We start from the raw sequence: 24,351 nt of genomic DNA on the forward strand, positions 1-24,351 counted from the left end.
ATCCCCCCTTATTCCCCGTATACGTATGTCATAGTCGATTCTGGTGTTGGATATGGCGCGTTTTCTGCATATTCAGTGGCTTCATCCACTTCCATCTGTACGCGAGCAAGCATATCCGCTTCCTTATGTTCGTCCAAGAGTCCGATCTCTCTCAAATATGCAGCGAAAACAATCAACGGGTCCTTTTTCTTCGCTTCTTCCACTTCTTCTCTCGTACGATACACGCGATCGTCATCGTCACTGGAGTGTGGAACAAGGCGATACATAACGGCTTCGATCAGCGTTGGCCCTTGACCACTGCGAGCACGCTCAACCGCTTCTTTCATGACGCGGTATACTTCAATCGGATCGTTTCCGTCCACACTGATGCCCGGGAAGCCATATCCTATCGCGCGGTCTGCTACACTTTCACAAGCCAACTGCTTTTTCAGTGGTACAGAGATCGCGTATTTGTTGTTTTCGCAGAAGAAGATAACCGGGAGCTTGTGGACACCCGCAAAGTTCGCACCTTCGTGGAAGTCCCCCTGGTTGCTGGAACCTTCTCCGAACGATGCATACACAACAAAATCTTTTTGCTTCATTCTACCCGCCAAAGCCATACCGACTGCGTGCGGCACTTGGGTAGTCACAGGGCTTGAGCCCGTCAAAATATTGTACTTCTTGCCACCGAAGTGACCTGGCATCTGTCTTCCTCCGCTATTCGGGTCTTCTGCTTTCGCAAAAGCGGACAGCATGCAATCACGGGCTGTTTGGCCAAAGACCAGCACCAAACCAAGATCGCGATAGTACGGGCACAAGAAATCTCTGTCTTTTTCCATCGCAAAAGCTGCCCCCACCTGAGCTGCTTCCTGACCCTGGCAGGAAATCACGAACGGTACTTTGCCCGCACGATTCAACAGCCATTGGCGCTCGTCAATTTTTCTGGCCAATAGCATGTAATAATACATGTCAAGGACTTGCGCATCGGTCAATCCCACTTGCTCATGTCGCTTGGTTGTCATCGTTACATTCCCTCCTTGCTAATTGTGTATCGCTTTTCCGTCGACAGCCTGCGCTGCCTCCATGATTGCTTCGGATAAGGATGGATGCGGGTGAATCGTCTGACCGATCTCCCACGGAGTCGCATCCAGTACACGGGCCAAGCCCGCTTCGGAAATCATATCTGTCACATGTGTACCGATCATGTGAACCCCTAACAAATCATTGGTCTTGGCATCAACGACCAACTTCACAAAGCCGTCATTCTCACCGTGAATCAGTGCTTTGCCTAATGGCTTAAAGCTGAACTTGCCGATTTTCACATCGTAGCCTTGTTCTTTTGCTTCTTTTTCAGTGAGTCCGACATTTGCAACCTCTGGTCGGCTATACGTACATTTCGGAACCTTGGTGTAATCCATCGGGTGCGGGTTTAGTCCAGCCATGTGCTCTACCGCAAGAATTCCTTCATGCGAGGCAACATGCGCCAATTGCAGACCGCCAATAACGTCACCAATCGCATAAATATGAGACTCTGCGGTCTGGAAAAATTCATTAACCACGACTACGCCACGCTCGACTTTGATTTCTGTTGCTTCCAAACCGATGTTTTCTACATTCGCTTGGCGTCCTACTGATACGAGTACCTTTTCGGCTTCAAAGGTTTGGACTCCATCCTTGACTTCCGCCTGAATAGATACTTTGCCTTCCCCTTTTTCCAACGATTCAGGCAGCACCTTTGCTCCCGTCACGATGTTTACTTTCCGCTTTTTCAACAGACGAGCCAATTCCTTGCTCACTTCTTCATCCTCAAGCGGCAAAATACGGTCGGCGTACTCCACAACAGTTACTTCCACACCGAAATCATTGAGCATGGAAGCCCACTCAATCCCGATAACACCGCCACCCACGATGACAACTGAAGCAGGCAATTGCTCCCACTGCAACGCTTCATCGCTTGTTACCACATAAGATCCGTCGATAACCAAACCGGGAAGTGTGCGTGGACGAGAACCTGTTGCCAGCAAAAGGAACCGTGGAACGATCATTTCTTGATCCCCGTTTTCCTTTTCAATGCGTACAGCACCTGCCTGCGGAGAAAAAATGGAAGGCCCCATAACTCTACCAAAGCCTTCAAAGACAGTAATGCTGCCTTTTTTCATCAAGTATTGAATCCCTTTGTGAAGTTGGTCGATAATGCCTTGCTTTCGCTCTTGTATTTTTGTGAAGTCATAGCCTACAGTACCTGCCGAGACTCCGTATTTGTCAGCTTCCTTCAGGGTGGAGAATACTTCTGCACTGCGCAATAGCGCTTTAGATGGGATGCAACCACGGTGCAAGCAAGTACCACCGAGCTTTTCTTTTTCCACGATTGCTACCTTCATTCCCAACTGGGAAGCGCGGATTGCCGCTACATAACCGCCGGTACCTCCCCCGAGGACGACTAGATCAAACTCTTGAGACACCACGATCTCTCCTTTCATTCGGAAAGCTAGCCTGCGTTTTTATGAGAATATGAATATTCAAAGAAAACCGTTTATGTATTCCTGACCGCTCCTCCATAGAAGAGCGGACAGGAGTATGAACCTTATAGAAGAAACGAGATTAGCGCTTGTAAACAGTCTTGCCGTTTTGCAGGAAAGTATTACGTGATCTTGCAACACTTGCAATGCGCTCTTCTGCCATGCGGTCAGCAGCTTTGTAGGAAGCCATGCCGTCACGTTCAGCGATTTCGTAAATTTTCAGGATGCTGTCATAGATTGTTTCTACTTTTTTCAGTGCACGCTCGCGGTTGTAGCCTTGCAGCTCATCTGCCACATTGATTACTCCACCAGCATTGATCACGTAGTCAGGCGCATAGATCAGACCCATTTCGTGAATTTGGTCACCGTGTCTCTCTTCTTTCAGTTGGTTGTTAGCTGCCCCTGCAATCACTTTTGCTTTGAAGAGTGGAATCGTGTCATCGTTGATGATTGCACCCAGTGCGCAAGGAGAGAAGATATCGCACTCAACGCCAAAGATCTCGTTAACGCCTACTGCTTTCGCACCGAAATCGTTCACTGCGCGATCTACGTTTTCTTGATTAATATCCGTTACGATCAAATGCGCACCTTCTTCATGCAGATGGCGGCACAGATTGTACGCTACGTTTCCTACACCTTGTACAGCAATCACACGGCCAGAGAGGGAGTCGGAACCAAACGCCAATTTAGCAGCAGCTTTCATTCCGCGGTAAACACCGTAAGCTGTAACAGGAGATGGGTTACCACTGGAACCGAATGCTGGAGAAACACCTGTGACGAAATCTGTTTCCAGGTGGATCATATCCATGTCTGCTACCGTCGTTCCTACATCCTCAGCCGTGATGTAACGGCCATTGAGCCCTTGAATATAGCGACCGAAAGCACGGAACAGCTCTTCGCTCTTATGCTCGCGCGGATCACCGATAATGACCGCTTTACCACCACCGATGTTCAGTCCAGCGGCAGCGTTTTTGTAAGTCATCCCACGACCGAGACGCAATACGTCCACAATCGCCTCTTCTTCTGTTTTATACGGCCACATGCGCGTACCACCGAGTGCTGGTCCTAATGTCGTATCATGAATGCAAATGATTGCTTTCAAACCGGAATTTTCGTCTTGGCAAAATACCAATTGCTCGTAATCGTACTTTTGCATGTAGTCAAAGATGTTCACTGAAGAAACCTCCCTAGTATCTTTCGTTTTCCGCTTAAGTAAGCTGGCGTAACAGTGGGCTCCATTTGGAGAATTTCCCGCCAAGAGGTATATGCAAAAGTCATGCCAATAAAATTAAACTCATGAAAGCGCTTTATTTACAAGAACGTGGAATGAGTATCCCAACGTCAAGTCTGCATTTTTTTGCATATACGCGCAAAGATTTGCGTGCAACATTTTGCACGATTACTTTGTTACTCTTCCTGCACATCCATGATGCCCAATTTTTCCATCTTGTAGTACAAACTGCGAATCGCGATTCCAAGACGTTTGGCTGCAAGGGTGCGATTGCCTTTGGCTGCCGCTAGTTCCCGAAATATGTGCTGACGTTCTGCCTTTTCTACTGCTTCTTTTAATGTGGTACCAGTGGAATCCTCATGCTGGGCCTCTTCCTTTTTGGTCGAAACGATTCTTCTTTCCAGAGGGGGTAAATGCTCCGGCATAATGATACGCTCGTTGATCCGCATATGAATCATCGCCCTGCCCAGTACATTTTCCAACTCGCGTACATTCCCTGGCCAGTGATAGGACAGAAGCATCTGCAAAGTTTCTTCATGCAGCTCTTCTACATTTCTACCGTACTCCAGATTGGCTTTTCGCAGCAGGTGCATGGCAATCGGTTTAATATCTTCCAAACGCTGTCTGAGTGGCGGGATATGAATCGGTACGACGTGGAGACGATAATACAGGTCTTCACGGAAACGTCCCGCTCCGATCGCTGCCTCCAGATTCACATGGGTAGCTGCAATGACGCGAACATCGATGTTGATCGGTTTCGTTCCACCAACTCGCACGACCTCTCGCTCCTGCAAGACGCGCAAAAGCATGACCTGCATGCTCATGGACAGCTCGCCGATCTCGTCCAAAAAGATTGTTCCACCGCTCGCTTCCTCAAACAGCCCCCGCTTTCCTCCTCGACGGGCACCTGTAAACGCACCTTCTTCGTAACCGAAAAGCTCACTCTCCAGCAGGCTCTCTGAGATCGCTGCACAGTTGACCCGGATAAATTGGTTGTATTTTCGTTCACTTGCATTATGTATGGCGTGGGCAAACAGCTCTTTCCCCGTTCCCGATTCTCCACGAAGAAGGACCGTTGCTGGTGTTGACGCCGCTTTTTTGGCTTGCTCGATCGCTTGCTGCATGGACTCGCTATAGCCGATGATGTCTGCAAAGCTATATTTTGCCTCCAGATTGCGGATGATACGACGAGCTCTCTCCAGCTCTTCTGACAGACGTTTGAATTCAGAGACATCGTGAATGACGCCAACGCTGCCTTTCAGCTCTCCATCGACCAGTACAGGTGCAACATTGACTACGACGTCCTTGCGCTTTGGTCCCAATTTCATGGGGACGCCTCTCACTGCCTTCTTCGTTTTCAAGACTTGCATGTGCATGCTATCGCCTTCGGAAATATCTACCGTCGCTGGTTTTCCGATAATGTCGTCTTGCGAAAAACCCGTAAGCCTTGTGTAGGCCGGGTTGATCAAAAGTCCATTCCCGTATTGGTCAACGACTGATATTGCTTCGTCCGATGATTGTATAATCGCTTGTAGCATGCTCTGCAAATCTTTCAAGTTCGTCACTTCTTCTGCCAACGCCATGATTTCTGTAATATCACGGAAAATGGCAACAGCTCCGACAACTTCTCCACGATCATTGCGAACGGGCACACGGTTTGTAATAATCCGCGTCTGATTCGGTAAAACTTGCTCCTGATTCAATTCGGGAGAGCCTGTCTTTAATACAATATGTAACCGAGTGTTCGGTATACGCTCTGAAACTTTTGTATCCAGCACTTCACTCGCCTCGATGCCCATCAGTCGCTCTGCGGCTTTGTTGAACAACGTAATAACTCCTTGGCGATTGACACCGATAATCGCGTCATGCGTGGAGTTCAACATCGTTTCCCGCTCGCGCTGATTTTGCATTAAGACCGCAATCAGCTTATCGCGTTCCCGAATCAATTTCATGACGATTCTCGTAAACGTTCCTGGAATGAGCACTGTCTTATCATTCTTTAATTGCCTGAGATGCTCATACTCCCCCAGGTCCCCTGTAGCTTCTAAAATGACATCCAGATCCTCATCCAAATAAGGCCGATAATCTTGATCGACAGGAATCCCCAATGATTGGGCCAGCAGAATGCCCGGGGCGTCCGGCCGTTGATCGACGACAGCAACGACTTGTAATCGGTCCATCTGGTTTAGCATCCGCAGGAGTGCTGTTCCACCACGTCCCGCACCAACGATGAGCAGCTTGTGCATGCGAGAGACCCCTCACTTTTTGAACAACCTCTTTACGATCTTACTCGATACCATTGTACTCCAACAAACCGTTGATGGACAGGCGTTCTTCCCTAACGTGCGCTCGTTCATGTGCAACAGGTACGGTGGACAAGGCTGTTCGCATCCGATATGATGAAAAGACCGTGCTGTAGTTGTTGAAGTCGTTTACGCATTCGAGAAAGGGGTGAAAAACCCTTGGTATTTCAGAAAATCATTGCCCTCTTAATTATGGTAATCCCGGCGGCAATCGCCATGTACGGAATCAAGTTAATCCGAGATGCATTCTTCTATTCTGCCTCTCCGGATGTTGGATTTTTGTGGGGAAAACTCATTCTAGGTATATTGGCTTTCGCCATCCCTGTATGGTTTATTGCCGGCTTTATTCTCCATCACGAACGCAAAAAAAATCGCGTACAGCCCCGTTTCATGGTTCCTGAGCCTGATGATGAGGACTAGACCAAACCGGACGAGCCAGTCTGGTTTTTTTTATTTTCAGCTTCTGTAACTCTCCCCCATTGATCGAGTCGACGAAGCCAACCGACGTGTTCGATGACGCGGGAAAACGAGCAAAATTCTGCCGCAATCTGAAGACACAAGAAAAGCACGAGCATACTCGCCTGTACAGAAATCGGTGTCCCGATGACAAAGGAAAAGCCTGCTGCAAAACCCAAGGCATTCGACCCCGTATCTCCGAGCATGATTTTGCCGCCAGCATCATGGGGAAACATGAGCACGCTTGCCATGAAAACAGGGATCAAAAAAATCCAGTTTGCCATCGCCGTACTGGCTCCTATTGTCCATAACCCCAAAGCCGCTGCCATTGCTGTCAGGCACCAAAACACTTTGAGCGCCCGTGCAGGCCGCAAATCAAACAAGTTAACAATATTAGGCGAGAGTGCAAGTAAACCAAAGGAAACAATACCGGCCCACAACGAGTTCGAAAGAGAGAAGGAAAGATAAAAAGCCGTGCTTGTCCCGCCTATCAGCTTCCACATCCCACTAGTCATTCGCCTCTCTCGCCATAACACGCCGAAATGTCCACGAAAGCCTTTTGCATCTCGATCTGATGTGCGATCATCACGCCATCCCCAAAACCCCATCGTGATCATACCTGTTAGAAACAATAAGCCGTTCAGGAGAAGCTCGCTTTTGGCCCCTCTGAGAAGAAGTAGTCCGATCAGCACTAGCCCAGTTATAGCGCTCGAACATACGAGGATAAGCCCCCCTGCTGTCAGTATGGACTCTCCTTCGTAATTGAATCGATTCATCCCCAGTGCTTTGAGCTTTTGTGTGCCGATTTTATGCAGCGGGCGGTCAAGCACCAGGGGAAAAACGACCGCGATGAGCATGATGAGCATCATGATTTTCGTTTCCACTCCTGCCCCTCCCACCATTTCCAGCATAGCGTTCGGCTAATCGCGACAAACTCATTCCCGCGATGACAGAAGCCTGCCCAATCGTTTTTCGTTTCACGGTGCGAAAAAAAGACAGGGACCTCTGCTACACGATACCCTGCACGCAAAGCATCGACAGTGAGACCCACCTCTATGCCAAATCCTTTATCCTGGCTCCCCAATCGATTTAGAAGCTCGCGACGTATTGCCCGTTGTCCCGATAAAGGGGCTTTTGCTTCAAAGCCTGTCAACATCCGGATGCCATGATGGGCCAAGCCTTTTGCTAATCCGAGACCTGCTTTCACTGTAGGAGGAGGAAGAACAGCTACCGCCATATCACAGACATCTTGTAGCACCGGCGTTAGCAAATGTGCGGCTTCTGCTGCGCTGTCTCGCAAATCACCGTCGAGAAGCATGACCACATCCCCACTGGCGCACTTCCAGCCCAGTTGAACAGCGGCACCCTTCCCTTGATTGCGCGGCACTCGAATCACCACATCCGCCCACTTGCTTGCGATGTGTGCCGTCTGATCTTTACTGCCATCATCAACGACGATTAGTTCATCACAAAAAAAGCGTTCACGGATGGCACGGAGTGTATCACCGATGGAAGCCTGTTCGTTGTACGCCGGGATGACGACGCTAACTTTTTTCACGCGAGCCCTTCCTCTCAGCCAATCTATTTTGCACTTGCTCCAAAAGTGCCCATTGTTTTGCAGGAGAGTCAGGCACTTCTCCGACCTGAATCCAGGAATTCACCTGTTTTTCCTGTAGCCAAAGCGGCGCTTGCCTAGCTACTACCAAAAGTACTCCATCTTCCCAACTATTTCCCTCGCGATACGAAACCACTTCTATGCCTACTGAATGCATCAGTTGCTTAACCTGTTCAGCAACGTTGCCATCCTCCTGCCAAACATACACCTTGCTTCCAGCAAGTTCATCCACATATCGTATGCTCATGAGTTGGACGACTTCTTGGTTGCTGCGAGCAACTTCCTTGAGCAATCGATTCATTTGCTGTCTTAATTCATGGTTGCTTTTGAGAGCGCGATCATACTTTGCTTCCATATTGGAAAGAATGCCGTTTGTTCCTTGCGTTATCCATGAATGGCCTGCCGTCCCTCCTAACAAGATACCTACCCCAAGAGCGACAAATATGGCTGCCAGTGAAATCAAATGATAGCGGAAGGGTATCATGTCTACCTCCAGGAAAGTGCGTTGTTCATAAAGTCCAAGTCCGCCACTGGGTCCAAATCATCTGTACAGCATGACGGGCGATCGGATTAATGAGGAGCGCGGCCGATACAGGGAGAAGCATAGCGACTATACACCAACCCCACAGCTTCCATGACTCGCTCGGCCGATAGAGATGACTGACTCCTTTGGCATCAATTAGCTTTGTCCCGATCTTCGTGCGGACCAATAACGTGCTCGCCATACCTTTGCGGCCTTTTTCGAGAAAATCAATCATATTTGTATGGGCACCGATCGTGACGATCAGTTTAGCCTCTTTTTCGTACGCTAACAGCATCGCCACATCTTCACTCGTACCGGGCGCTGGCAAAACATGATAAGGCAAACCGAGTGCTTTTACGCGAGTCGTTCCAGGTGCTGTCCCATCCACAAAAGCATGAACAACGACCTCCGCTCCGCTTTGGAGTGCTCTGTCCGAGACGCTGTCCATATCTCCCACAATCAGGTCTGGACGATACCCCGCTTCCATGAGGGCATCTGCACCGCCATCGACCCCGATCAAGACAGGGCGATATTCCTGAATGTAGGAAGATAGAGTCAATAAGTCCTCTCTGTAATGTTTCCCGCGAACGACGACAACGACGTGTCGCTGTTCCATTTTTGTATGTAATCGCACATGGCAAAGCGGTTTTAAAAAAAGGTCTTTTTCCTTGCTGGCGTACAAAAGTGTATTGTCGATAAACGAAGAGAGTGTATCATCCAACTTATCCTGCGCTTCATGCCATCGGTTCAAAATAGAGGGAACCGTCACCTGATGCAGCCTGCATACATGGACCCACTTCTCTTCTAATAGGATGTACAAATTTTCTTCGCGTATCGTTGCATACTTGCCCTCGATCCATTCTATGAACGAATCCGACATATCTACATCCTGTACTTCATAGAGTGTGACACCGTTTGTTAAAAGTTGGCGGGCTCCTTCAGCCGGGTATTGCCCCGTCATGAATGGCGAAAGATTGAGGGCGACTTTTACCCCTCTTTCCAGCAAGGACTGTGCTGCTATCTCATCAACGTCCGGATGATCAATGATGGCAATATGATGGGAGTGGAGACGTTTGCACAACTGCTTCGTCTTCAGATCGGCTGCTACGACAGCCGTGTATGAATGTGTTGCAGAACCTTTTTGTTTGCCCACTTTCCCACCTCCGCCTTTAGTATGCTAAATATTTCCTAACTACATGCAAAAAACGGTCAGAGCGTTTTTTGTAGACCGCCAGCGGGTCCCATCATGTTTAATGAAAAACAACGAGATGTTTTTCACAAAAAAAAGAGGCTGTGCATCAAATGCACAACCTCTTTTAGCGAAGCGTTTTCAGTTTAATCTACGCACCCTTGACCAGGTAGTAAATGATCAAACCATCTGCGAACAGGAAAACCATCAAAGATACAAAGCCAAATAAGATTGCAAATGTGTTTTTCGCTTTGATGGAATTCAAACAGCCCCAAGCGATAAAGAATGTGAAGATAAACATCAGGATGTCAAATAAAACGATTTTCATAAACGACAACTCCTTCACCATGATGACGCAAACCGGAATACAATGGCAATTCCATTATATAGCTTCACGTATTATGAGACAAGCATATCCAAATTTGTGAACAAAAAGTTTCACAATTATTTCCCTTTTATTGTGCCACATGTTGCGCTGCCTATCCATATACTCCAGCAATCTTGCTCATTCCATTTTTCTTCCCTGGCTACGTGATCATGGATGGTGTGAACGAGGTCCTTCAGTTCCACATCGGTCAATTCATGCAGAATGGAGCGGCCTTTTCTTGAAAGCAAATCTGCTTCCAATTCAGACCAGCTATCGTATTCACGTCTTGTCTCCCATAGCGTTGTCTTGTTCACCTGGTCAAGCCCCGCGAGCTTCATGCTGTTCTGCACCGTTGTATCATCCGGTCTTCGTGTCTGTTCTACCGTCAGCAAGCGCGGGTATCGGGTAAAGAAATAACCGCGAAAATGAGTCGGCGAGGCTGGCATTTTGACATCGTCCATCGTCCTATCCTGGATCAGGCAAATTCCCCCCGGTGCCAATAGCCTGATGACTTCTTTAAAAAACTTCTGCAAGTCTTGCTCCGGGAAATGATGGATCAAGGCGCGAGCGAATACAATATCCGCACACTGACTCGGCAAGCCTGTTGCCCGGGCATCTCCCTGTACAAACGAAATCTTCGGATCGTCAGCGCATTGCTCTCTCGCCGCTTCTACCATCACCTGGGAAAAGTCGATGCCCGTGACAGAAGCAGCTCCTAACCCAGACCAAGCCTTACTGTAAATTCCACCGCCACAACCGATATCGATGACGTTTTTGCCCACAGGATTGACGATTGACAAGATCTTCTGACTCCACGAATCGTCAGCGGTTCTTCCCGTATAACTCAACTGATTTTTCTCAGCGTGAAAATCAATGGTCATTCCTGTTTCGCCTCCATGAACTCCAGCCGGTTTCCAAATGGGTCCTCTGTAAAAAAGCGGATAAGGTGAGAAATTTCTTCGTCAATCCGAAATGATACCCCATTTGCTTGCAGATGCTCCATCAGCGAACCAATGTTTTGCACAAGGAACGCCGGATGTGCTTTTTTCGCAGGAACAAATCCTTCCTCTACGCCAATATGAATCATTTGAGCGCCACATTGGAACCATACACCGCCTCTAACGAGAAGCTTCTCTGGCTTTGGAACCTCCGGCATTCCTAAAAGCTCACCGAAAAACTTGCGCGCTACGTCCTCCGTTCCTGCTGGTGCTGCTAATTGTATATGATCGAGTCCAATCCATTCATGCTTTTTTGTCATCGTCTTCATTTCCTCCTCTTTTTTTGCACAGAACCATCCATTCGTCAATCTGATGGGTCATTACTCTGCCTTCGTTTGTGGTGAGCCCTAAAAATTCTTTTTGTTCATCTGTAGCGTCTAGGAGCATTTTTTCGACGGCCGCTTCCTGCTCAGATGATTCGGAAGTGCGCTGAACCCATGGTAAAAATTCAAACCTTTTTTTACGTTCCTGCTGCTTTTGCAAAGTCAGGCCGTTCGCTTCAAACAAAGCGCACCATTCCCTTACGGAAAGACAACGAACATGACTTGGATCGCGTGTTTTCTCTACTTCATTCATGAATGCCGAGAGTGACGACTCCTCAGGCGAAACGTTGTCGATGAAGAGAAACAACCCACCGGGGATCAGCACGCGACTCACCTCCCGAACAAAAGCCGCCGGATCGGGAAAATGATGAGCCGCGATTCGACATGTGACCAGCTCAAATGATTCATCGAGAAACGGGAGAGATTCTGCATCAGCCTGAACATACATCACATTATGGACATGTGCTGTATCATTGGCCGCAGACGCCGCCATGAGCATCGGGCGAGTCAAATCCGTGGCGACGACCAAGCTCACATGTGGAGCCAATGTCCTCGCTACGTGCCCACCTCCTGTGGCGATATCCAGTGCCCGCCACTTCTCTGCTGGCTGCATCCACTCCACCATTAGTTCCAGATCGCTGCCTTTTGCATGCGTTTTGCTTTGCACGTATTGCTCTGCATTTTTTCCAAATTGCGCTTGAACAGCTTGTTTGATCTCTTCAGGATTCTTCATCAAGAACACCTCCTGCCTACATCATATTCCAATGTTTGTCATCCTTGTTATAGAATACAGATAACTAGTTATCGAGAATTTGAATAGGAGGCAGCTCACAATGGATCGAGAAAGTCTTGAGGTATTTTTGACGATTGCTCGTCATGGATCGATTAATCGTGCTGCACAGGCGTTATTTTTGGCGCAATCAACATTGACGCATCGCTTGAAGCAGCTAGAGCGCCAGATTGGGAGTGCGCTGTTTGTTCGCACTGCCTCAGGGGTGAGTCTTACGGGCGAAGGACGTCGGCTACTACCGGTTGCTACAAATATCGTGGAACAAATGCGGTCCTTTATCCAAGAGAATGAACAGCGCCAATCGATGAACATCGTCGCAGGAAAAGCCTTTGTCGCCTATGAATTGCCGCGACTGATCGGGGAGTACCGGGTTGCTCATCCGGGCTTTACCTGCTACGTTCGCTCTACGTTGTATGAGGAGTCCCTCAGCGCTCTGCTGACGGGAACGGCTGATATTGCCTTTCTCGGGAGTGAAATGTATCATCCGCACATCCATCAAGAATTTCTTCCCAGCGATCGACTCCTGCTCGTCATGGCGCCCAGCCATCCGTGGGCAAGCGGGTTTCCAGGTTTTCGGGCATGGGGAACCGAGGAAATGATTGTGTTCGGGAATCACTCCGCTCCTTATCGCCAACGGATTGACCGCTATCTGGCGCAGCAGGGAGTTTTTCCGAATATTATTATGGAATTGGACAGCTTCAATGCTGTTAAAAAAATGGTCGAACGGCAGCTAGGGATTACGATCCTGCCGGAAAGAACCATACAACAAGAGCTAGCGACCCGAAGATTGGTCGCCTACGATATCGCAAACGGCGAATTAGTCCGCCCCACACTCATCGCCTACCTGCATCCAAAAAAAGAGGACGATGCTTTCCAGCAATTCGTCCAATGGATCAAGGAACATTATTAACAAAAGTTCACTGTAGTGTTAGTACCGTAAGCTCCGGGCGGCAAAATAAACGAACAGGCAAGATCGTCGTCCCCAACCCTCTGGTGGTGTACACAGCCATGCCACCTACCTGATACAGTCCTTGTACATATTTACGCCCGTATTGCGGCGCCAAAAGATGACCAATGAAGGGCAAGCGTACTTGTCCGCCATGGCTGTGGCCGGACAGTTGGAGATGCACGGGATGCTCTGACGCAACATCAGCAAAATCAGGCTCATGCACCAACAAGATAACGCTGCCCTCCGGCGGGATATTTTCTAGCGCCCTTGGAAGATCAGGTACACCATAGAAAAGGTCATCCACTCCCGCCATGTATAATTGCTGGCCATCTTTGTGTACAACCACATGCCGATTATCCAACACTTCGAATCCAGACGCGACTAATCCATCCCGAACTTTTTGTTGTTCACCAGCTCGATAATCGTGGTTGCCCAAAACGGCGAATTTTCCTAATGGGGCTAGGAGCTGATTGAAAAGGGGAACGGCGGCGAATAGAGGTCGCGTCACTTCATCTACGATATCCCCTGTTAAGCAAATCAAATCCGGTTTTTCGCTCTGAATCACGGCAATAACCGACTCCAACTCTTTCGCTTCAAAATAATGTCCGAGATGGACATCACTGAAGTGAATGAGCTTTGTCCCCTTAAAGCTTTTTGGCAATCCCGGTATCGTGATGGACAAACGCACGATATCAAGCGCTTTTCGTTCCCATACATGACCGTACACGCCAGTCGCTATACCAAGTCCAATCAATCCCCCTACCCATTTCGTGACTTTGTGGAGAAATGTTTTCCTTGAAATGGGAGCAAGGTTAGGATCATTCACTGTCTTTCGTTCGCTCATACCCATTCACGACAACGTCTAATCTTCCCGTCACCGGGTCAATGAGTAAGCCGTGTACTTCCACATTCGGTGGGAGGAGCGGGTGATTTTTAATCGTTTCTACGCTATTTTTCACACTTTCTTCTACACGATCGAATCCGTGCAGCCATTTATGTAAGTTAATCCCTGCATGTTGAAGCGTCGAAAATGTTTGCGCCGAGACTCCTCGCTCCAGCATCTTCTCCATCGTGCGTTTGCTGTCGATCGCACTCATCCCGCAGTCATAATGCCCGACGACCATCACTTCTTCGGCATTCAATTCGTAGATCGCAATAAGAATACTGCGCATGATACTCCCAAAAGGATGGGACACGATTGCCCCGGCGCTTTTTACGTGCTTGATATCCCCATTGCGCATGTTCATGGCTTTCGGCAGCAGTTCAACCAAACGGGTATCCATACAAGATAGCACGACCAATCGTTTATCAGGAAACTTGGTGGTTTGGTACTTTTCGTATTCTTGGTTCGCCACAAAATCACGGTTAAATGCGAGAATTTCATCTAAATTGCGCACTTTCACAGCACCTGCCTCGCTCTTAGTAGTATGTATTTGTATCGTATGCTTTTCTATTTTACATAGGAGGATCAAAATCTCGCAAGGGACTGTGGCAGTTTCTTATCAAGTGATTCATTTTGTCAGGATGTAATGGTGCTCGTCTAAACGAAATTTTTTTGGTGTAAAGAGGTCCTCGATTGTCGAGTAAATGGGTTCTCTTTTCGTGAATTTCTCACCTATCCATAGACCATACAGTTCAACCTGCGTCTTGTCGTGATCAAGCAGTTCCTCGCACCAAGCACGTAGATGCATCATTCTGGCTATGCTTTTTTGATAGTCCTCTACACATTCTTGATAATAACGTGGCCTCTCCTCTTCTGGTAACACCCCTAGTTTTACTTTATCGGGATGCTTGGAAATGCTAAATCTGCAAGCGCAACCCTCTTCGGTTTTCACCAGCCATGCCTGTTTTTTCGGAAAATGCTTGAAAAGATGAGGGCATCTTTCCCGTGACAATTTTCCTGTGAAAACATAAGGGGAGAGTGGCGGTTTAGGTTCAAATCCCGGTGTTTCTTTTATCATGACGAAAAGTTCTAAGCACATGGGTTCAGTTCCTCCGGAAAGAGTATGTCATTGCAATACATCAGGTTAAAACTTGGAAAAGTTTTTCTACTTGGTCCTTATTTGCGAATGACTCATCAATCGATAAAAAGGATAACAGGGTAATCGCTTTTTTTGCTTTATTTGCTGCAAACATTTTGTGATGACCATCCAATAAAAAATGACTATATACCCATTCTTTATAGAACAGTAGTTTGCTCATTTATTTTTATCTCCGAAGTATTAACCTTTAAATTTAGATGGGGTTTCAACATAACTCTCGATCACATAGCCACAATTTGTGCAGATATGATGAATGATCGCCGAACTAAGAGGAACAAACTTGCCGAAGGGAAACACTCCCGCATCCCCAGCTTGCCTTCCTTTCCCAATCTCTTTACATCCACATTTTGGACACTGCACTTTTTGATTTTCCATTTTGCACCTCGCTTTTACTCTGTTTAGAATATTATTATAGATGACACAAACCATTTTTTGTTAATTTATTCTAAAACTCTGCTAAGTCCTACCAAAACAAAAAGACACTAGCAGGCAAGCGCTAATGTCCTTTTGTTTTGGTTACGGATCGTGTAACTCAGTATCTACATCCTAGCTAATCTTCGCCTCAATCCGCAGCTTGTCCGCCACCATGGCAATAAACTCACTGTTGGTCGGCTTCGCCTTGGTGTTGGAAATCGTATAACCAAACAAGCTGGAGATGGAGTCCAGATTACCACGGGACCACGCTACTTCAATCGCATGACGGATGGCACGTTCTACACGACTTGCGGTTGTATTGAATTTCTTGGCAATGTCCGGGTACAGGACTTTGGTAATCGAACCGAGCAGCTCGACATCGTTGTATACCATTGTAATCGCTTCCCGCAAATACAAATAACCTTTGATATGAGCAGGAACTCCAATCTCGTGAATGATGCTGGTGATACTCGCGTCCAAATTGCGTCCGCGAATTTGCAAGGTAGCTTGCGGTTTCACAGAAGAAACAAAAGAAGAGGCAGGCTTGGTAGTAATGATTTGACGGATGCGCTGAGCCAGCACCTCCATATCAAACGGTTTCAAAATGTAGTATGCTGCTCCTAGCTCTACTGCTTTCTTCGTAATTTCTTCCTGCCCGAAAGCAGTCAGCATAATAATTTTAGGTTGAGGACTTAAGCGCATGGCCTGAATTTGCTCCAAAACAGCCAAGCCATCCAGATGTGGCATGATGATATCCAAAATTAATACATCGGGTACACGTTCCTGCAGCAGTCGAACTACCTCATTGCCGTTGTAAGCAACACCTACAACATTCATGTCATACTGGCTACTGATGTACTCTTCCAACAGATTTACAAATTCACGGTTATCATCTGCCAACAACACTTCAATCTTGCTCAAGGTCGTTCCTCCTAACAATGGACGGTCTTTTGGAAAGAAGGTGGCGTTCTAGAGGTTAACAAATCTACAAGGATTAGTCCATACCATCTTTTCTCTACAAAAATTATTCGACAAAGCAAATTCCATTCCTGCCAATGACGAAAGATTGAATGATTTAACTGATATTTCGACAAAGAATCCTTTCATTTCTAATCGATTCGTCAAAGGACTGCAAAAACCGAAAAAGCCGCCTCGCTTCGTTCGCGTGACGGCACTTCATTCAGGCAGCTTTGGTTGTATTGGTTCGGGATTCGGCAGTACCTCGCACATTCACACCAGCATCCTGAAGCATCCACTCAATGTAGCAGCCGTATCCCGAAGTAGGATCATTGACAAAGACATGCGTGACGGCACCCACGATCTTGCCCTTTTGAATGATGGGACTGCCGCTCATCCCCTGTACGATACCACCTGTCTTTTCCAAAAGGCGTTTGTCCGTGACTTTAATAATCATCCCTTTGGTTGCAGGAAAATGCTGCTTGACCACGTTTGCGATCTCAATATCGAACTCTTCTACCTTCTGACCTTCTACGACAGTAAGAATTTTGGCTGGCCCTTCCTCTACCTGCTCCGCAAGAGCGATTGGCAACGGCGTCTGATAATAGCTGCGTTTGGGCTCGTCCTTCATTTTACCGAAAATGCCAAAAGGAGTGTTTTTGGTTATATTTCCGAGAACTTCACTTTCATTGTAGAAACGCGCAAATTTTTCCCCTGGGTTGCCACTTTGTCCTTTTTCAATCGATGTGACACTTGCTTGCACGATCTGGCCATCTCCTACGACAATGGCTTGACCAGTATCAACGTCGGAAATGACGTGCCCTAATGCCCCGTACGCTTTGGAATTCGGATCAAAAAAGGTCAGTGTCCCTACTCCAGCCGCTGAATCCCGAATATAGAGACCCATACGGTACTCACTGTCTTTTTTGTCTTTCGCCGGGTGCAAAGTGAGCGAAAGCTTTTCCTTGCCACGAACGACAAGCAATTGAACGGCATGATTCTTTTTCCCTGTTTCGTTAATCAATTTCTTTACGTCGTTCATGTCATTGATGTACATGTCGTTCATTTTGATAATCATGTCACCGACGTGTATACCTGCCTGTTCACCTGGAGAAAACTTGTTTTTACCATCGTCAACTAAATGATGACCGACAACCAAAACACCCGCTGTTTGCAGCTTCACCCCGATTGACTGTCCACCAGGGTACAACCGCAGATCTGGCAATACATTTACTTTTACAGCAGTCAGCGGAATGTTATGCCACTTCACCTGCAATTGGGCTTCCCCAGCCCTACGCGGTTCAACGGACATAGGCCTGCTCAAATCAACGGATACCTCTCGCGCCTCTGTCCCGTTAACGTGCAAAATATCAGGATTGCTATTGATTAGCGTGCCCATTACCGGCACAGAGACCCGCAGTTGTTCGAGGGACCCTTCCATCAAACGCAATTCACGGGGAAAGGAGGACAGATCGCGGAACGGGGTGGAACTCACGACAAGCGCCGTGATGAGGAGAAGGAGACTTCCCATCCATTTTCTTTTGTTTTGTCGGATCACCAGTAATCACTCCTACCGTTCCCTACCTACACCTACAAAACAAAACGGTTAAGTCCGTTTTGTTTGACCGCAAGCGGTCATGAGGGACACCTCCACCTTGTGTACCTTTAATGTTGCCACCAGCCAAGCGGATTATGTCAGGAAAATAACCCACTCTGATCATTAGAAACCCAGGCTTCCTACCCTTGACGAGACCATCGTTGCACTGATCAACAAAGAAAGACTGCCAGCCAAATTAGCTGACAGTCTTTCTTTCACGGCCGAGAAGGATCATCTCGCGCGCATGTTCTTCTGTTTTCGCTGTTACCTCTGCCCCGCTTAGCATGCGAGCCAGCTCGGATACCCGTTCATCATCAGACAAACGCTTCACTCGCGTCTCTGTTTCATTCTCGCTCATTTCCTTTTTGATCAGAAAATGAGCGTCTGCCATGGATGCGACCTGTGGCAAGTGCGTAATACACAGGACCTGACGCTGCCCAGCGACCCGGGCGAGCTTTTCTGCTATCGCTTGAGCTGCTCTTCCGCTTACACCCGTGTCGACTTCATCAAAAATTAGGGTCTCCACTTGATCAGTGCCCGCCAAAATCGTTTTAATGGCCAGCATGACGCGTGACAGCTCCCCGCCGGAAGCAATCTTCGCCAACGGACGCAATGGCTCACCTGGGTTAGGTGAGATTAAAAACTCGATCTGATCCATACCGTTGGCATCTACAAAGCGCTTGATTCCGTCGATTTCTACGCCGTCATCATCCGGCGTCTGTCTGACGTCGATGGCAAAACGAGCACGCTCCATGTGCAGTTCTTTTAGCTGCTGCTCGATTTCTTGTGCAAGTTTTCCTGCACATTCGGAACGAATAACCGACAACTCCAATGCCTCCACTGCCAAATCGGCTGCAAGCTCCTGCAATTGCTTTTCCACCTGCTGGAGGCGGTCTTCGTAGTGATGCATGTCATCCAATTCATCCTGAATCGTGGCAGCGTATTCCAAAATATCGTCTACACTTTTGCCATACTTGCGCTTTAACGACTGGATTTGATCAAGACGACGTTCTACTTCCGCCAACTGCTCCGGTTCAAAATCCATTTGGTACGACAATTGGCGAAGGTTATGTACCACATCTTCTATCTGATAGTATGCCGATTGGACCATCTCCAAAATCGGAACGAGCTGTTCTTCGTAGTTCACAACACGCTCGAGCTCTCCCATCGCATGTCCTAACCAATCCATGCCCTTTTGGTCACCATGCAATGCGCGGTATGCATCTTGAATCGTTGAATAAACTTTTTCAATGTTCATCCACTTTTTCCGTTGTTGCATGAGCTTCTCGTCTTCACCAGGTGTGAGAGTTGCCGCCTCAATTTCATCGAGCTGATATTGCAATAGATCCATACGCTGTACGAGCTCCCGATCATTTCGTGCCATACGCTCCAGATCTTGCTTTGTTTTGCGGTAAGCCCCATACAGGGTGCCGTACTCTTGCTTCGCAGCTCCTAACGCACTTTCCCCATATGCATCGAGCCAATTGATATGCTTGTCTGACTGCATCAGCATATGCGTATCGTGTTGTCCATGCACCGTAACCAGCCATGGCCCTAACTCACGCAGCATAGCGAGAGTAACGAGCTGGCCATTGATCCGAATGATACTCTTCCCTTGATTCGATATATCTCGTCGTACAACAAGCATTCCGTCTTGCTCAATCTGAACGCCGACATTTTTACAAACGGCAAGTCCAGGATGACCAGGCGGCAATTCAAACAGTCCTTCCACTTCTGCACGAGGCTCACCGTAACGGACAAAATCAGCCGAAGCCCGGCCTCCTAACAACAATCCTAGTGCATCGATAATGATGGATTTACCGGCACCAGTCTCCCCTGTCAGGATGTTTAAGCCTTTTTGGAAAGAGACCGTCACTGATTTGATGATGGCAAAATTTCGGATCGAGAGTTCCACTAGCATCGCAAGCGACCACCTTCTACAACATTTCCATTAAGCGTTTCGTCACTTCGTTGGTATTTTCTTTGGAACGGCAAATAATCAGGATGGTGTTGTCGCCACTGATTGTCCCCATGATTTCTTCCCATGGAAGGTTGTCAATCAGTTCGGCTACCGCATTCGCATGTCCTGAAAGTGTCTTCAGTACAATAAAATGATCAGCTTGGTCAATGCTAATAAAGGAATCCACAAGCATGCGTTTTAGCTTTTGCAGTGGATTGAATTTTTGTTCAGCAGGCATTGAATACTTATATCGACCATCAGGGAGCGGCACTTTTACCAAGTGTAGTTCCTTGATGTCTCGGGATACAGTTGCTTGCGTCACGTTAAAGCCAGCAGTCCGCAAGCGGTCCACCAGCTCATCCTGTGTTTCCACCTCTTGATTGCTGATGATATCCCGAATACGAATATGTCGTTGCCCTTTGTTCATATGGATTACTCCCATTCCCCTTGTAATTTCGTTCGTATTGCTTCGAAAAAGCCACCTTTTTTCCACTTGATCAGCGGGGTAACACATGGTGACTTTTTAATGTAAATCTGATCGCCGCCTTCGAGTCGATAACCAAACTGACCGTCAATAGACAGTCCCATTTCTTGATGAATGGCATCCACTTCAACCCGAATTGTCTGATTGCCTGACAGTACCATAGGCCGAGCTGTCAAGGAATGAGGAGCCACTGGCGTCAGTAATAGCATGTCCACATTCGGAGCCACTATGGGACCGCCTGCAGAGAGTGAGTATGCCGTCGATCCTGTTGGCGTAGAAACAATGACACCATCCCCGCTGAACGTCGCGACGTACTCATCATCCAGAAAGACGGCACATTGAATGATCCGGCAAAATGACCCTTTTGCAATCCCAATATCATTCATGGCCGTGTATGTCCCCAGTGCAGTCCCTTTTCGCACTAAACAAGCTTCCAGCATCGCTCTCTTTTCAATGTCGTACTTTCCAGAAAGGAGATTGTCTACAGCTTGAGGCAGATGCTCCGGTTCCGCTTCCGACAAAAAGCCCAGCGTGCCTAAATTAATTCCAAAGATCGGGATAGAGTGACCCGCAAGCTGGCGAGCAATTCTGAGTAGCGTGCCATCGCCCCCTAATACACAAACCAGATCCGCCTGCATCCCCATCTCTTCTACAGATGCGCCCAGTTCTGGATGCCCTACATCTGATGCGATATGTTCATCCAGGAATACCTGCGCCCCTCTGTCTTCAAGTAAATACAACAGTTCCCGTGCAACGATACGTGCTTCGGGCTTTCCTTTGTTCGCTATGATTCCAATTTTCTTCACGTGGTCCACCCCAAAACTGGTTGGTTGGAAATCCTTCTTGAACAACCTCATATACAAGTATACAACTTCACATGCATAAATAAAAAGCCTCGATTGTGACAAAACTCCCGAGGCTTTGGTTTTTTATCCTATTTCAAATTCGCATGAGCAGACGTAACTACCTCTGTTACGCATTGCAACCAAGCTTCCGAATCCATGCCGCCCTCACTTTTCTGGACATGCATAACAAATTCAATGTTTCCTTCTCCCCCTGTAATTGGAGAGTAGTCCAAGCCTTTTAGTGCGAAACCCAATCCGCTGGCAAATTGACCGATGTCAGTCAGCACGCTCTCGTGTACTTCTGGATCACGGACGATTCCATTCTTTCCGACTCTATCCTTGCCAGCTTCAAATTGAGGCTTGACCAGCGCAACGACGTCACCGCCATCGAGCAGAAAACGATACAACACAGGTAAGATCAATCGCAGCGAAATAAACGATACGTCAATCGATGCCGCGTTTGGCCGTTCATGTTCAAAAGCTTCCGGGTCCATGTGACGGAAATTCGTCCGTTCCATGACAACCACTCGCTCATCCTGTCGCAAGCTCCACGCGAGCTGTCCGTATCCGACATCAATGGCGTATACAAGTCGCGCACCGTTTTGCAGCGCACAGTCCGTAAAACCGCCTGTGGAGGCCCCGATGTCCATCATGACACGATCCTTCATGTCGATTTCAAAGACACGCAATGCCTTTTCCAGCTTGAGGCCACCCCGACTCACATACGGGTGTACCTCGCCCTTTACCGTAATCGCAACATCCTCGGCAAATTTGGTTCCCGGCTTGTCACAACGCTCGCCAGCTACTTGCACAAGACCTGCCATTACGGCTGCTTTTGCTTTTTCTCTGGTCTCATAATGGCCTCTTTCGACCAAGAGAACATCAACCCGTTCTTTTCTTACACTCATGCTTCCACTACGCCCTTCGAAATGGGCATCAAGGATCGGACACGTGCAGCGATATGATCAGCTGTGAGCCCTACCTCTTGCCGCTGTTCTTTCACACTTCCATGCTCAACAAAATAATCAGGTACCGCGACAACCTGTACATTCATGCCGTGATAGCCTGCACGATTGTAGCATTCAATGACAGCGCTGCCGAATCCGCCCATTTCACTGCCCTCTTCGACCGTAACGATGTCGTAGCCTTCTTTTGCCAGACGGAACAAAAGCTCTTCGTCCAAAGGCTTGCAAAAACGTGCATTGACCAACATCGGCTTGATGCCTTCTTCTTGAAGCTGGTTCACAGCCGCCTCAGCTATTTCGAATACGTGACCGAACGAGAGGATCGCCACATGTTTGCCTTCGCGTACGATCTCCGCTTTTCCGATTGGCAGCACTTGCAGTTCGTCATCCATTTTGACGCCACGAATCGGCAATCGCGGATAACGATAAGAGATTGGACCTTCTTTATATTCCACTGCTGTCTTCATCATGTGACGCAGTTCATTTTCATCCTTCGGTGCCATAATGACCATATTCGGAATGATGCGCATGAATGCCACGTCGTACATACCTTGGTGTGTCTCCCCGTCTGCTCCGACGAGCCCAGCACGGTCAACGGCGAAAATCACATTCAGCTTTTGGCGTGCGACATCGTGGATCAACTGATCATAGGCTCTTTGTAAAAAGGTCGAATAAATCGCAAAGACCGGCTTCAAGCCTTGTGTAGCTAACCCTGCCGCAAATGTACATGCGTGCTGCTCTGCAATCCCAACGTCAAACAGTCTGTCAGGGTACTTCTGTCCAAATGGGATCAAGCCTGAGCCCGCTGGCATCGCAGGGGTAACAGCCACGATCGAATTGTCTTCATCTGCGAGCTTCATCATCGTATCTGCAAAAACAGATGTATACGTTGGTGCAGATTTCGGTGTGTCACCTGACTCGATTTTATACGTACCGATACCATGCCACTTGACTGAGTCAGCTTCAGCAGGCGCATAGCCTAGTCCTTTTTTCGTGATGGCATGAATCAAAACAGGGCCTTTTGTATATTTGGCTGTCTTCAAAGTATCGAGCAACAGCTCCATGTTATGTCCGTCGATTGGGCCAATATACGTAAAGCCTAGCTCCTCGAAGAGAACGCCAGATACGAGCAAATACTTCATGCTGTCTTTGAAGCGTTCAGCCATATGAGCCAATTTGCCCCCTACAGCCGGTATGGATTTCAACAATCCTTCGACTTCATCCTTCGCCCATTGATAGTTCTCCGTCGAGCGAATTTTCCCCAAGTAGTTGTGCAAGGCCCCAACGTTTGGCGCGATGGACATTTCGTTATCATTTAACACAACGATGACATTCTTACGCTCATGACCGATGTGGTTCAAGGCCTCCAGAGCCATCCCGCCTGTCAGCGCACCGTCTCCGATCACAGCAACGACATGATTCTTTTCTTTTTTCAAATCCCGCGCAGTCGCCATCCCCATTGCAGCAGACAACGACGTACTGCTATGTCCGGTTTCCCAGACATCATGCGGGCTTTCCACCATTTTTGGGAACCCACACAGACCTTTGTACTGACGCAAGGTCGGAAACATCTCTCGGCGGCCTGTTAGCATTTTATGTACGTATGCCTGATGTCCGACATCCCAGATCAGCTTGTCCTTGGGACTGTCAAAAACATAGTGCAGCGCTAGCGTCAGCTCGACAACTCCCAGATTTGGCGCGAGATGACCGCCTGTTTTCGAGAGCGTTTCGATTAGAAACTGACGGATCTCGGATGCTAATGTATGTAGCTGCGGTTGCGTGCACTTTTTCAAGTCTTGAGGATCATTTATAGTAGTAAGCAGCATTGGTATTCCTCACTTTCCA

Annotated in this window: 25 protein-coding genes; 2 read left to right on the top strand and 23 right to left on the bottom strand. The window is 47.9% G+C overall.

The annotated features are described in order from the left end of the window. Window positions 1-8 precede the first annotated feature (8 nt). The 4 genes from ASG16_RS25570 to ASG16_RS25585 form a co-directional block, all read right to left on the bottom strand. A complete protein-coding gene (locus ASG16_RS25570; protein WP_056492618.1) occupies window positions 9-1,001 on the bottom strand; it encodes a thiamine pyrophosphate-dependent dehydrogenase E1 component subunit alpha in 993 nt (330 codons plus the stop codon). Window positions 1,002-1,019: 18 nt separating this feature from the next. Then, complete coding sequence (gene lpdA / locus ASG16_RS25575) at window positions 1,020-2,441, bottom strand: dihydrolipoyl dehydrogenase (protein WP_056492615.1); 1,422 nt, start codon at window positions 2,439-2,441, stop codon at window positions 1,020-1,022. A gap of 139 nt (window positions 2,442-2,580) precedes the next feature. Next, complete coding sequence (locus ASG16_RS25580; RefSeq protein WP_047068882.1) at window positions 2,581-3,672, bottom strand: Glu/Leu/Phe/Val dehydrogenase dimerization domain-containing protein; 1,092 nt, start codon at window positions 3,670-3,672, stop codon at window positions 2,581-2,583. Between the two features lie 233 nt (window positions 3,673-3,905). Continuing rightward, the gene (locus tag ASG16_RS25585) at window positions 3,906-5,975 is read right to left on the bottom strand and encodes a sigma 54-interacting transcriptional regulator (RefSeq protein ID WP_056492612.1); all 2,070 of its coding nucleotides are present in this window, start codon (window positions 5,973-5,975) and stop codon (window positions 3,906-3,908) included. 216 nt (window positions 5,976-6,191) lie between these two features. Here ASG16_RS25585 and ASG16_RS25590 point away from each other — a divergent pair, with 216 nt between their 5' ends. After that, window positions 6,192-6,452, top strand: coding sequence for a DUF2627 domain-containing protein (locus ASG16_RS25590; RefSeq protein ID WP_007720834.1), 261 nt, complete (start codon window positions 6,192-6,194; stop codon window positions 6,450-6,452). Here ASG16_RS25590 and ASG16_RS25595 read toward each other — a convergent pair. The 8 genes from ASG16_RS25595 to ASG16_RS25630 form a co-directional block, all read right to left on the bottom strand. After that, complete coding sequence (locus tag ASG16_RS25595) at window positions 6,449-7,372, bottom strand: UDP-N-acetylmuramyl pentapeptide phosphotransferase (protein WP_241970831.1); 924 nt, start codon at window positions 7,370-7,372, stop codon at window positions 6,449-6,451. The genes ASG16_RS25590 and ASG16_RS25595 overlap by 4 nt on opposite strands. Next, entirely contained in the window at window positions 7,354-8,046 is a 693-nt protein-coding gene (locus ASG16_RS25600; RefSeq protein WP_056492606.1) for a glycosyltransferase family 2 protein, read from the bottom strand. The genes ASG16_RS25595 and ASG16_RS25600 overlap by 19 nt, the downstream gene beginning before the upstream one ends. Further along, complete coding sequence (locus ASG16_RS25605) at window positions 8,033-8,587, bottom strand: copper transporter (RefSeq protein WP_048032555.1); 555 nt, start codon at window positions 8,585-8,587, stop codon at window positions 8,033-8,035. The genes ASG16_RS25600 and ASG16_RS25605 overlap by 14 nt, the downstream gene beginning before the upstream one ends. A gap of 25 nt (window positions 8,588-8,612) precedes the next feature. Beyond that, entirely contained in the window at window positions 8,613-9,779 is a 1,167-nt protein-coding gene (gene steA / locus ASG16_RS25610) for a putative cytokinetic ring protein SteA (RefSeq protein WP_056492603.1), read from the bottom strand. A 187-nt stretch (window positions 9,780-9,966) separates the two neighbouring features. Further along, entirely contained in the window at window positions 9,967-10,143 is a 177-nt protein-coding gene (locus ASG16_RS25615) for a DUF2759 family protein (protein ID WP_082195915.1), read from the bottom strand. A gap of 116 nt (window positions 10,144-10,259) precedes the next feature. Next, entirely contained in the window at window positions 10,260-11,063 is an 804-nt protein-coding gene (locus ASG16_RS25620; protein WP_056492600.1) for a class I SAM-dependent methyltransferase, read from the bottom strand. After that, the gene (locus ASG16_RS25625; protein ID WP_056492597.1) at window positions 11,060-11,440 is read right to left on the bottom strand and encodes a VOC family protein; all 381 of its coding nucleotides are present in this window, start codon (window positions 11,438-11,440) and stop codon (window positions 11,060-11,062) included. The genes ASG16_RS25620 and ASG16_RS25625 overlap by 4 nt, the downstream gene beginning before the upstream one ends. Beyond that, the gene (locus ASG16_RS25630) at window positions 11,424-12,236 is read right to left on the bottom strand and encodes a class I SAM-dependent methyltransferase (protein WP_056492594.1); all 813 of its coding nucleotides are present in this window, start codon (window positions 12,234-12,236) and stop codon (window positions 11,424-11,426) included. The genes ASG16_RS25625 and ASG16_RS25630 overlap by 17 nt, the downstream gene beginning before the upstream one ends. Before the next feature lie 100 nt (window positions 12,237-12,336). Here ASG16_RS25630 and ASG16_RS25635 point away from each other — a divergent pair, with 100 nt between their 5' ends. After that, complete coding sequence (locus ASG16_RS25635; RefSeq protein WP_056492591.1) at window positions 12,337-13,203, top strand: LysR family transcriptional regulator; 867 nt, start codon at window positions 12,337-12,339, stop codon at window positions 13,201-13,203. A 7-nt stretch (window positions 13,204-13,210) separates the two neighbouring features. Here ASG16_RS25635 and ASG16_RS25640 read toward each other — a convergent pair whose 3' ends face one another. The 11 genes from ASG16_RS25640 to dxs form a co-directional block, all read right to left on the bottom strand. Continuing rightward, window positions 13,211-14,086: a metallophosphoesterase gene (locus ASG16_RS25640; protein WP_056492588.1), complete on the bottom strand. Its 876-nt coding sequence runs from the start codon at window positions 14,084-14,086 to the stop codon at window positions 13,211-13,213. Next, window positions 14,061-14,639, bottom strand: coding sequence for a beta-class carbonic anhydrase (locus tag ASG16_RS25645; RefSeq protein WP_056493335.1), 579 nt, complete (start codon window positions 14,637-14,639; stop codon window positions 14,061-14,063). Before ASG16_RS25645 ends, ASG16_RS25640 begins: the two co-directional genes overlap by 26 nt. 114 nt (window positions 14,640-14,753) lie before the next feature. After that, the gene (locus tag ASG16_RS25650; protein ID WP_056492584.1) at window positions 14,754-15,224 is read right to left on the bottom strand and encodes a hypothetical protein; all 471 of its coding nucleotides are present in this window, start codon (window positions 15,222-15,224) and stop codon (window positions 14,754-14,756) included. A 40-nt stretch (window positions 15,225-15,264) separates the two neighbouring features. Continuing rightward, on the bottom strand, window positions 15,265-15,444 hold the full coding sequence (locus ASG16_RS25655) for a hypothetical protein (protein ID WP_056492581.1): 180 nt from the start codon (window positions 15,442-15,444) through the stop codon (window positions 15,265-15,267). A gap of 386 nt (window positions 15,445-15,830) precedes the next feature. Beyond that, window positions 15,831-16,619, bottom strand: coding sequence for a sporulation transcription factor Spo0A (spo0A, locus tag ASG16_RS25665; RefSeq protein ID WP_007720793.1), 789 nt, complete (start codon window positions 16,617-16,619; stop codon window positions 15,831-15,833). A gap of 259 nt (window positions 16,620-16,878) precedes the next feature. Further along, window positions 16,879-18,213 (bottom strand): SpoIVB peptidase, encoded by a 1,335-nt coding sequence (spoIVB, locus tag ASG16_RS25670; protein ID WP_056492578.1) that lies wholly within the window; start codon window positions 18,211-18,213, stop codon window positions 16,879-16,881. A gap of 235 nt (window positions 18,214-18,448) precedes the next feature. Continuing rightward, window positions 18,449-20,173, bottom strand: coding sequence for a DNA repair protein RecN (gene recN, locus ASG16_RS25675; RefSeq protein ID WP_056492575.1), 1,725 nt, complete (start codon window positions 20,171-20,173; stop codon window positions 18,449-18,451). Between the two features lie 16 nt (window positions 20,174-20,189). Next, entirely contained in the window at window positions 20,190-20,639 is a 450-nt protein-coding gene (gene ahrC / locus ASG16_RS25680) for a transcriptional regulator AhrC/ArgR (RefSeq protein WP_007720787.1), read from the bottom strand. A 5-nt stretch (window positions 20,640-20,644) separates the two neighbouring features. Next, window positions 20,645-21,502, bottom strand: coding sequence for an NAD(+)/NADH kinase (locus tag ASG16_RS25685; RefSeq protein ID WP_056492573.1), 858 nt, complete (start codon window positions 21,500-21,502; stop codon window positions 20,645-20,647). A gap of 128 nt (window positions 21,503-21,630) precedes the next feature. After that, entirely contained in the window at window positions 21,631-22,449 is an 819-nt protein-coding gene (locus ASG16_RS25690) for a TlyA family RNA methyltransferase (RefSeq protein ID WP_056492571.1), read from the bottom strand. After that, window positions 22,446-24,332 (bottom strand): 1-deoxy-D-xylulose-5-phosphate synthase, encoded by a 1,887-nt coding sequence (gene dxs, locus ASG16_RS25695; protein ID WP_056492568.1) that lies wholly within the window; start codon window positions 24,330-24,332, stop codon window positions 22,446-22,448. Before dxs ends, ASG16_RS25690 begins: the two co-directional genes overlap by 4 nt. Window positions 24,333-24,351: the final 19 nt, after the last annotated feature.

This window comes from Brevibacillus sp. Leaf182 (assembly GCF_001423865.2).
GTDB lineage: Bacteria > Bacillota > Bacilli > Brevibacillales > Brevibacillaceae > Brevibacillus > Brevibacillus brevis_C.

Coding starts and splice junctions, on each gene's coding strand:
- recN (WP_056492575.1), bottom strand. CDS start 20,173: ATGCTAGTGGAACTCTCGATCCGAAATTTTGCCATCATCAAATCAGTG.
- ASG16_RS25605 (WP_048032555.1), bottom strand. CDS start 8,587: ATGATACCCTTCCGCTATCATTTGATTTCACTGGCAGCCATATTTGTC.
- ahrC (WP_007720787.1), bottom strand. CDS start 20,639: ATGAACAAAGGGCAACGACATATTCGTATTCGGGATATCATCAGCAAT.
- ASG16_RS25620 (WP_056492600.1), bottom strand. CDS start 11,063: ATGACCATTGATTTTCACGCTGAGAAAAATCAGTTGAGTTATACGGGA.
- ASG16_RS25635 (WP_056492591.1), top strand. CDS start 12,337: ATGGATCGAGAAAGTCTTGAGGTATTTTTGACGATTGCTCGTCATGGA.
- ASG16_RS25640 (WP_056492588.1), bottom strand. CDS start 14,086: ATGAGCGAACGAAAGACAGTGAATGATCCTAACCTTGCTCCCATTTCA.
- ASG16_RS25650 (WP_056492584.1), bottom strand. CDS start 15,224: ATGTGCTTAGAACTTTTCGTCATGATAAAAGAAACACCGGGATTTGAA.
- ASG16_RS25630 (WP_056492594.1), bottom strand. CDS start 12,236: ATGAAGAATCCTGAAGAGATCAAACAAGCTGTTCAAGCGCAATTTGGA.
- ASG16_RS25655 (WP_056492581.1), bottom strand. CDS start 15,444: ATGAGCAAACTACTGTTCTATAAAGAATGGGTATATAGTCATTTTTTA.
- ASG16_RS25625 (WP_056492597.1), bottom strand. CDS start 11,440: ATGACAAAAAAGCATGAATGGATTGGACTCGATCATATACAATTAGCA.
- dxs (WP_056492568.1), bottom strand. CDS start 24,332: ATGCTGCTTACTACTATAAATGATCCTCAAGACTTGAAAAAGTGCACG.
- ASG16_RS25570 (WP_056492618.1), bottom strand. CDS start 1,001: ATGACAACCAAGCGACATGAGCAAGTGGGATTGACCGATGCGCAAGTC.
- ASG16_RS25615 (WP_082195915.1), bottom strand. CDS start 10,143: ATGAAAATCGTTTTATTTGACATCCTGATGTTTATCTTCACATTCTTT.
- ASG16_RS25585 (WP_056492612.1), bottom strand. CDS start 5,975: ATGCACAAGCTGCTCATCGTTGGTGCGGGACGTGGTGGAACAGCACTC.
- ASG16_RS25690 (WP_056492571.1), bottom strand. CDS start 22,449: ATGAGTGTAAGAAAAGAACGGGTTGATGTTCTCTTGGTCGAAAGAGGC.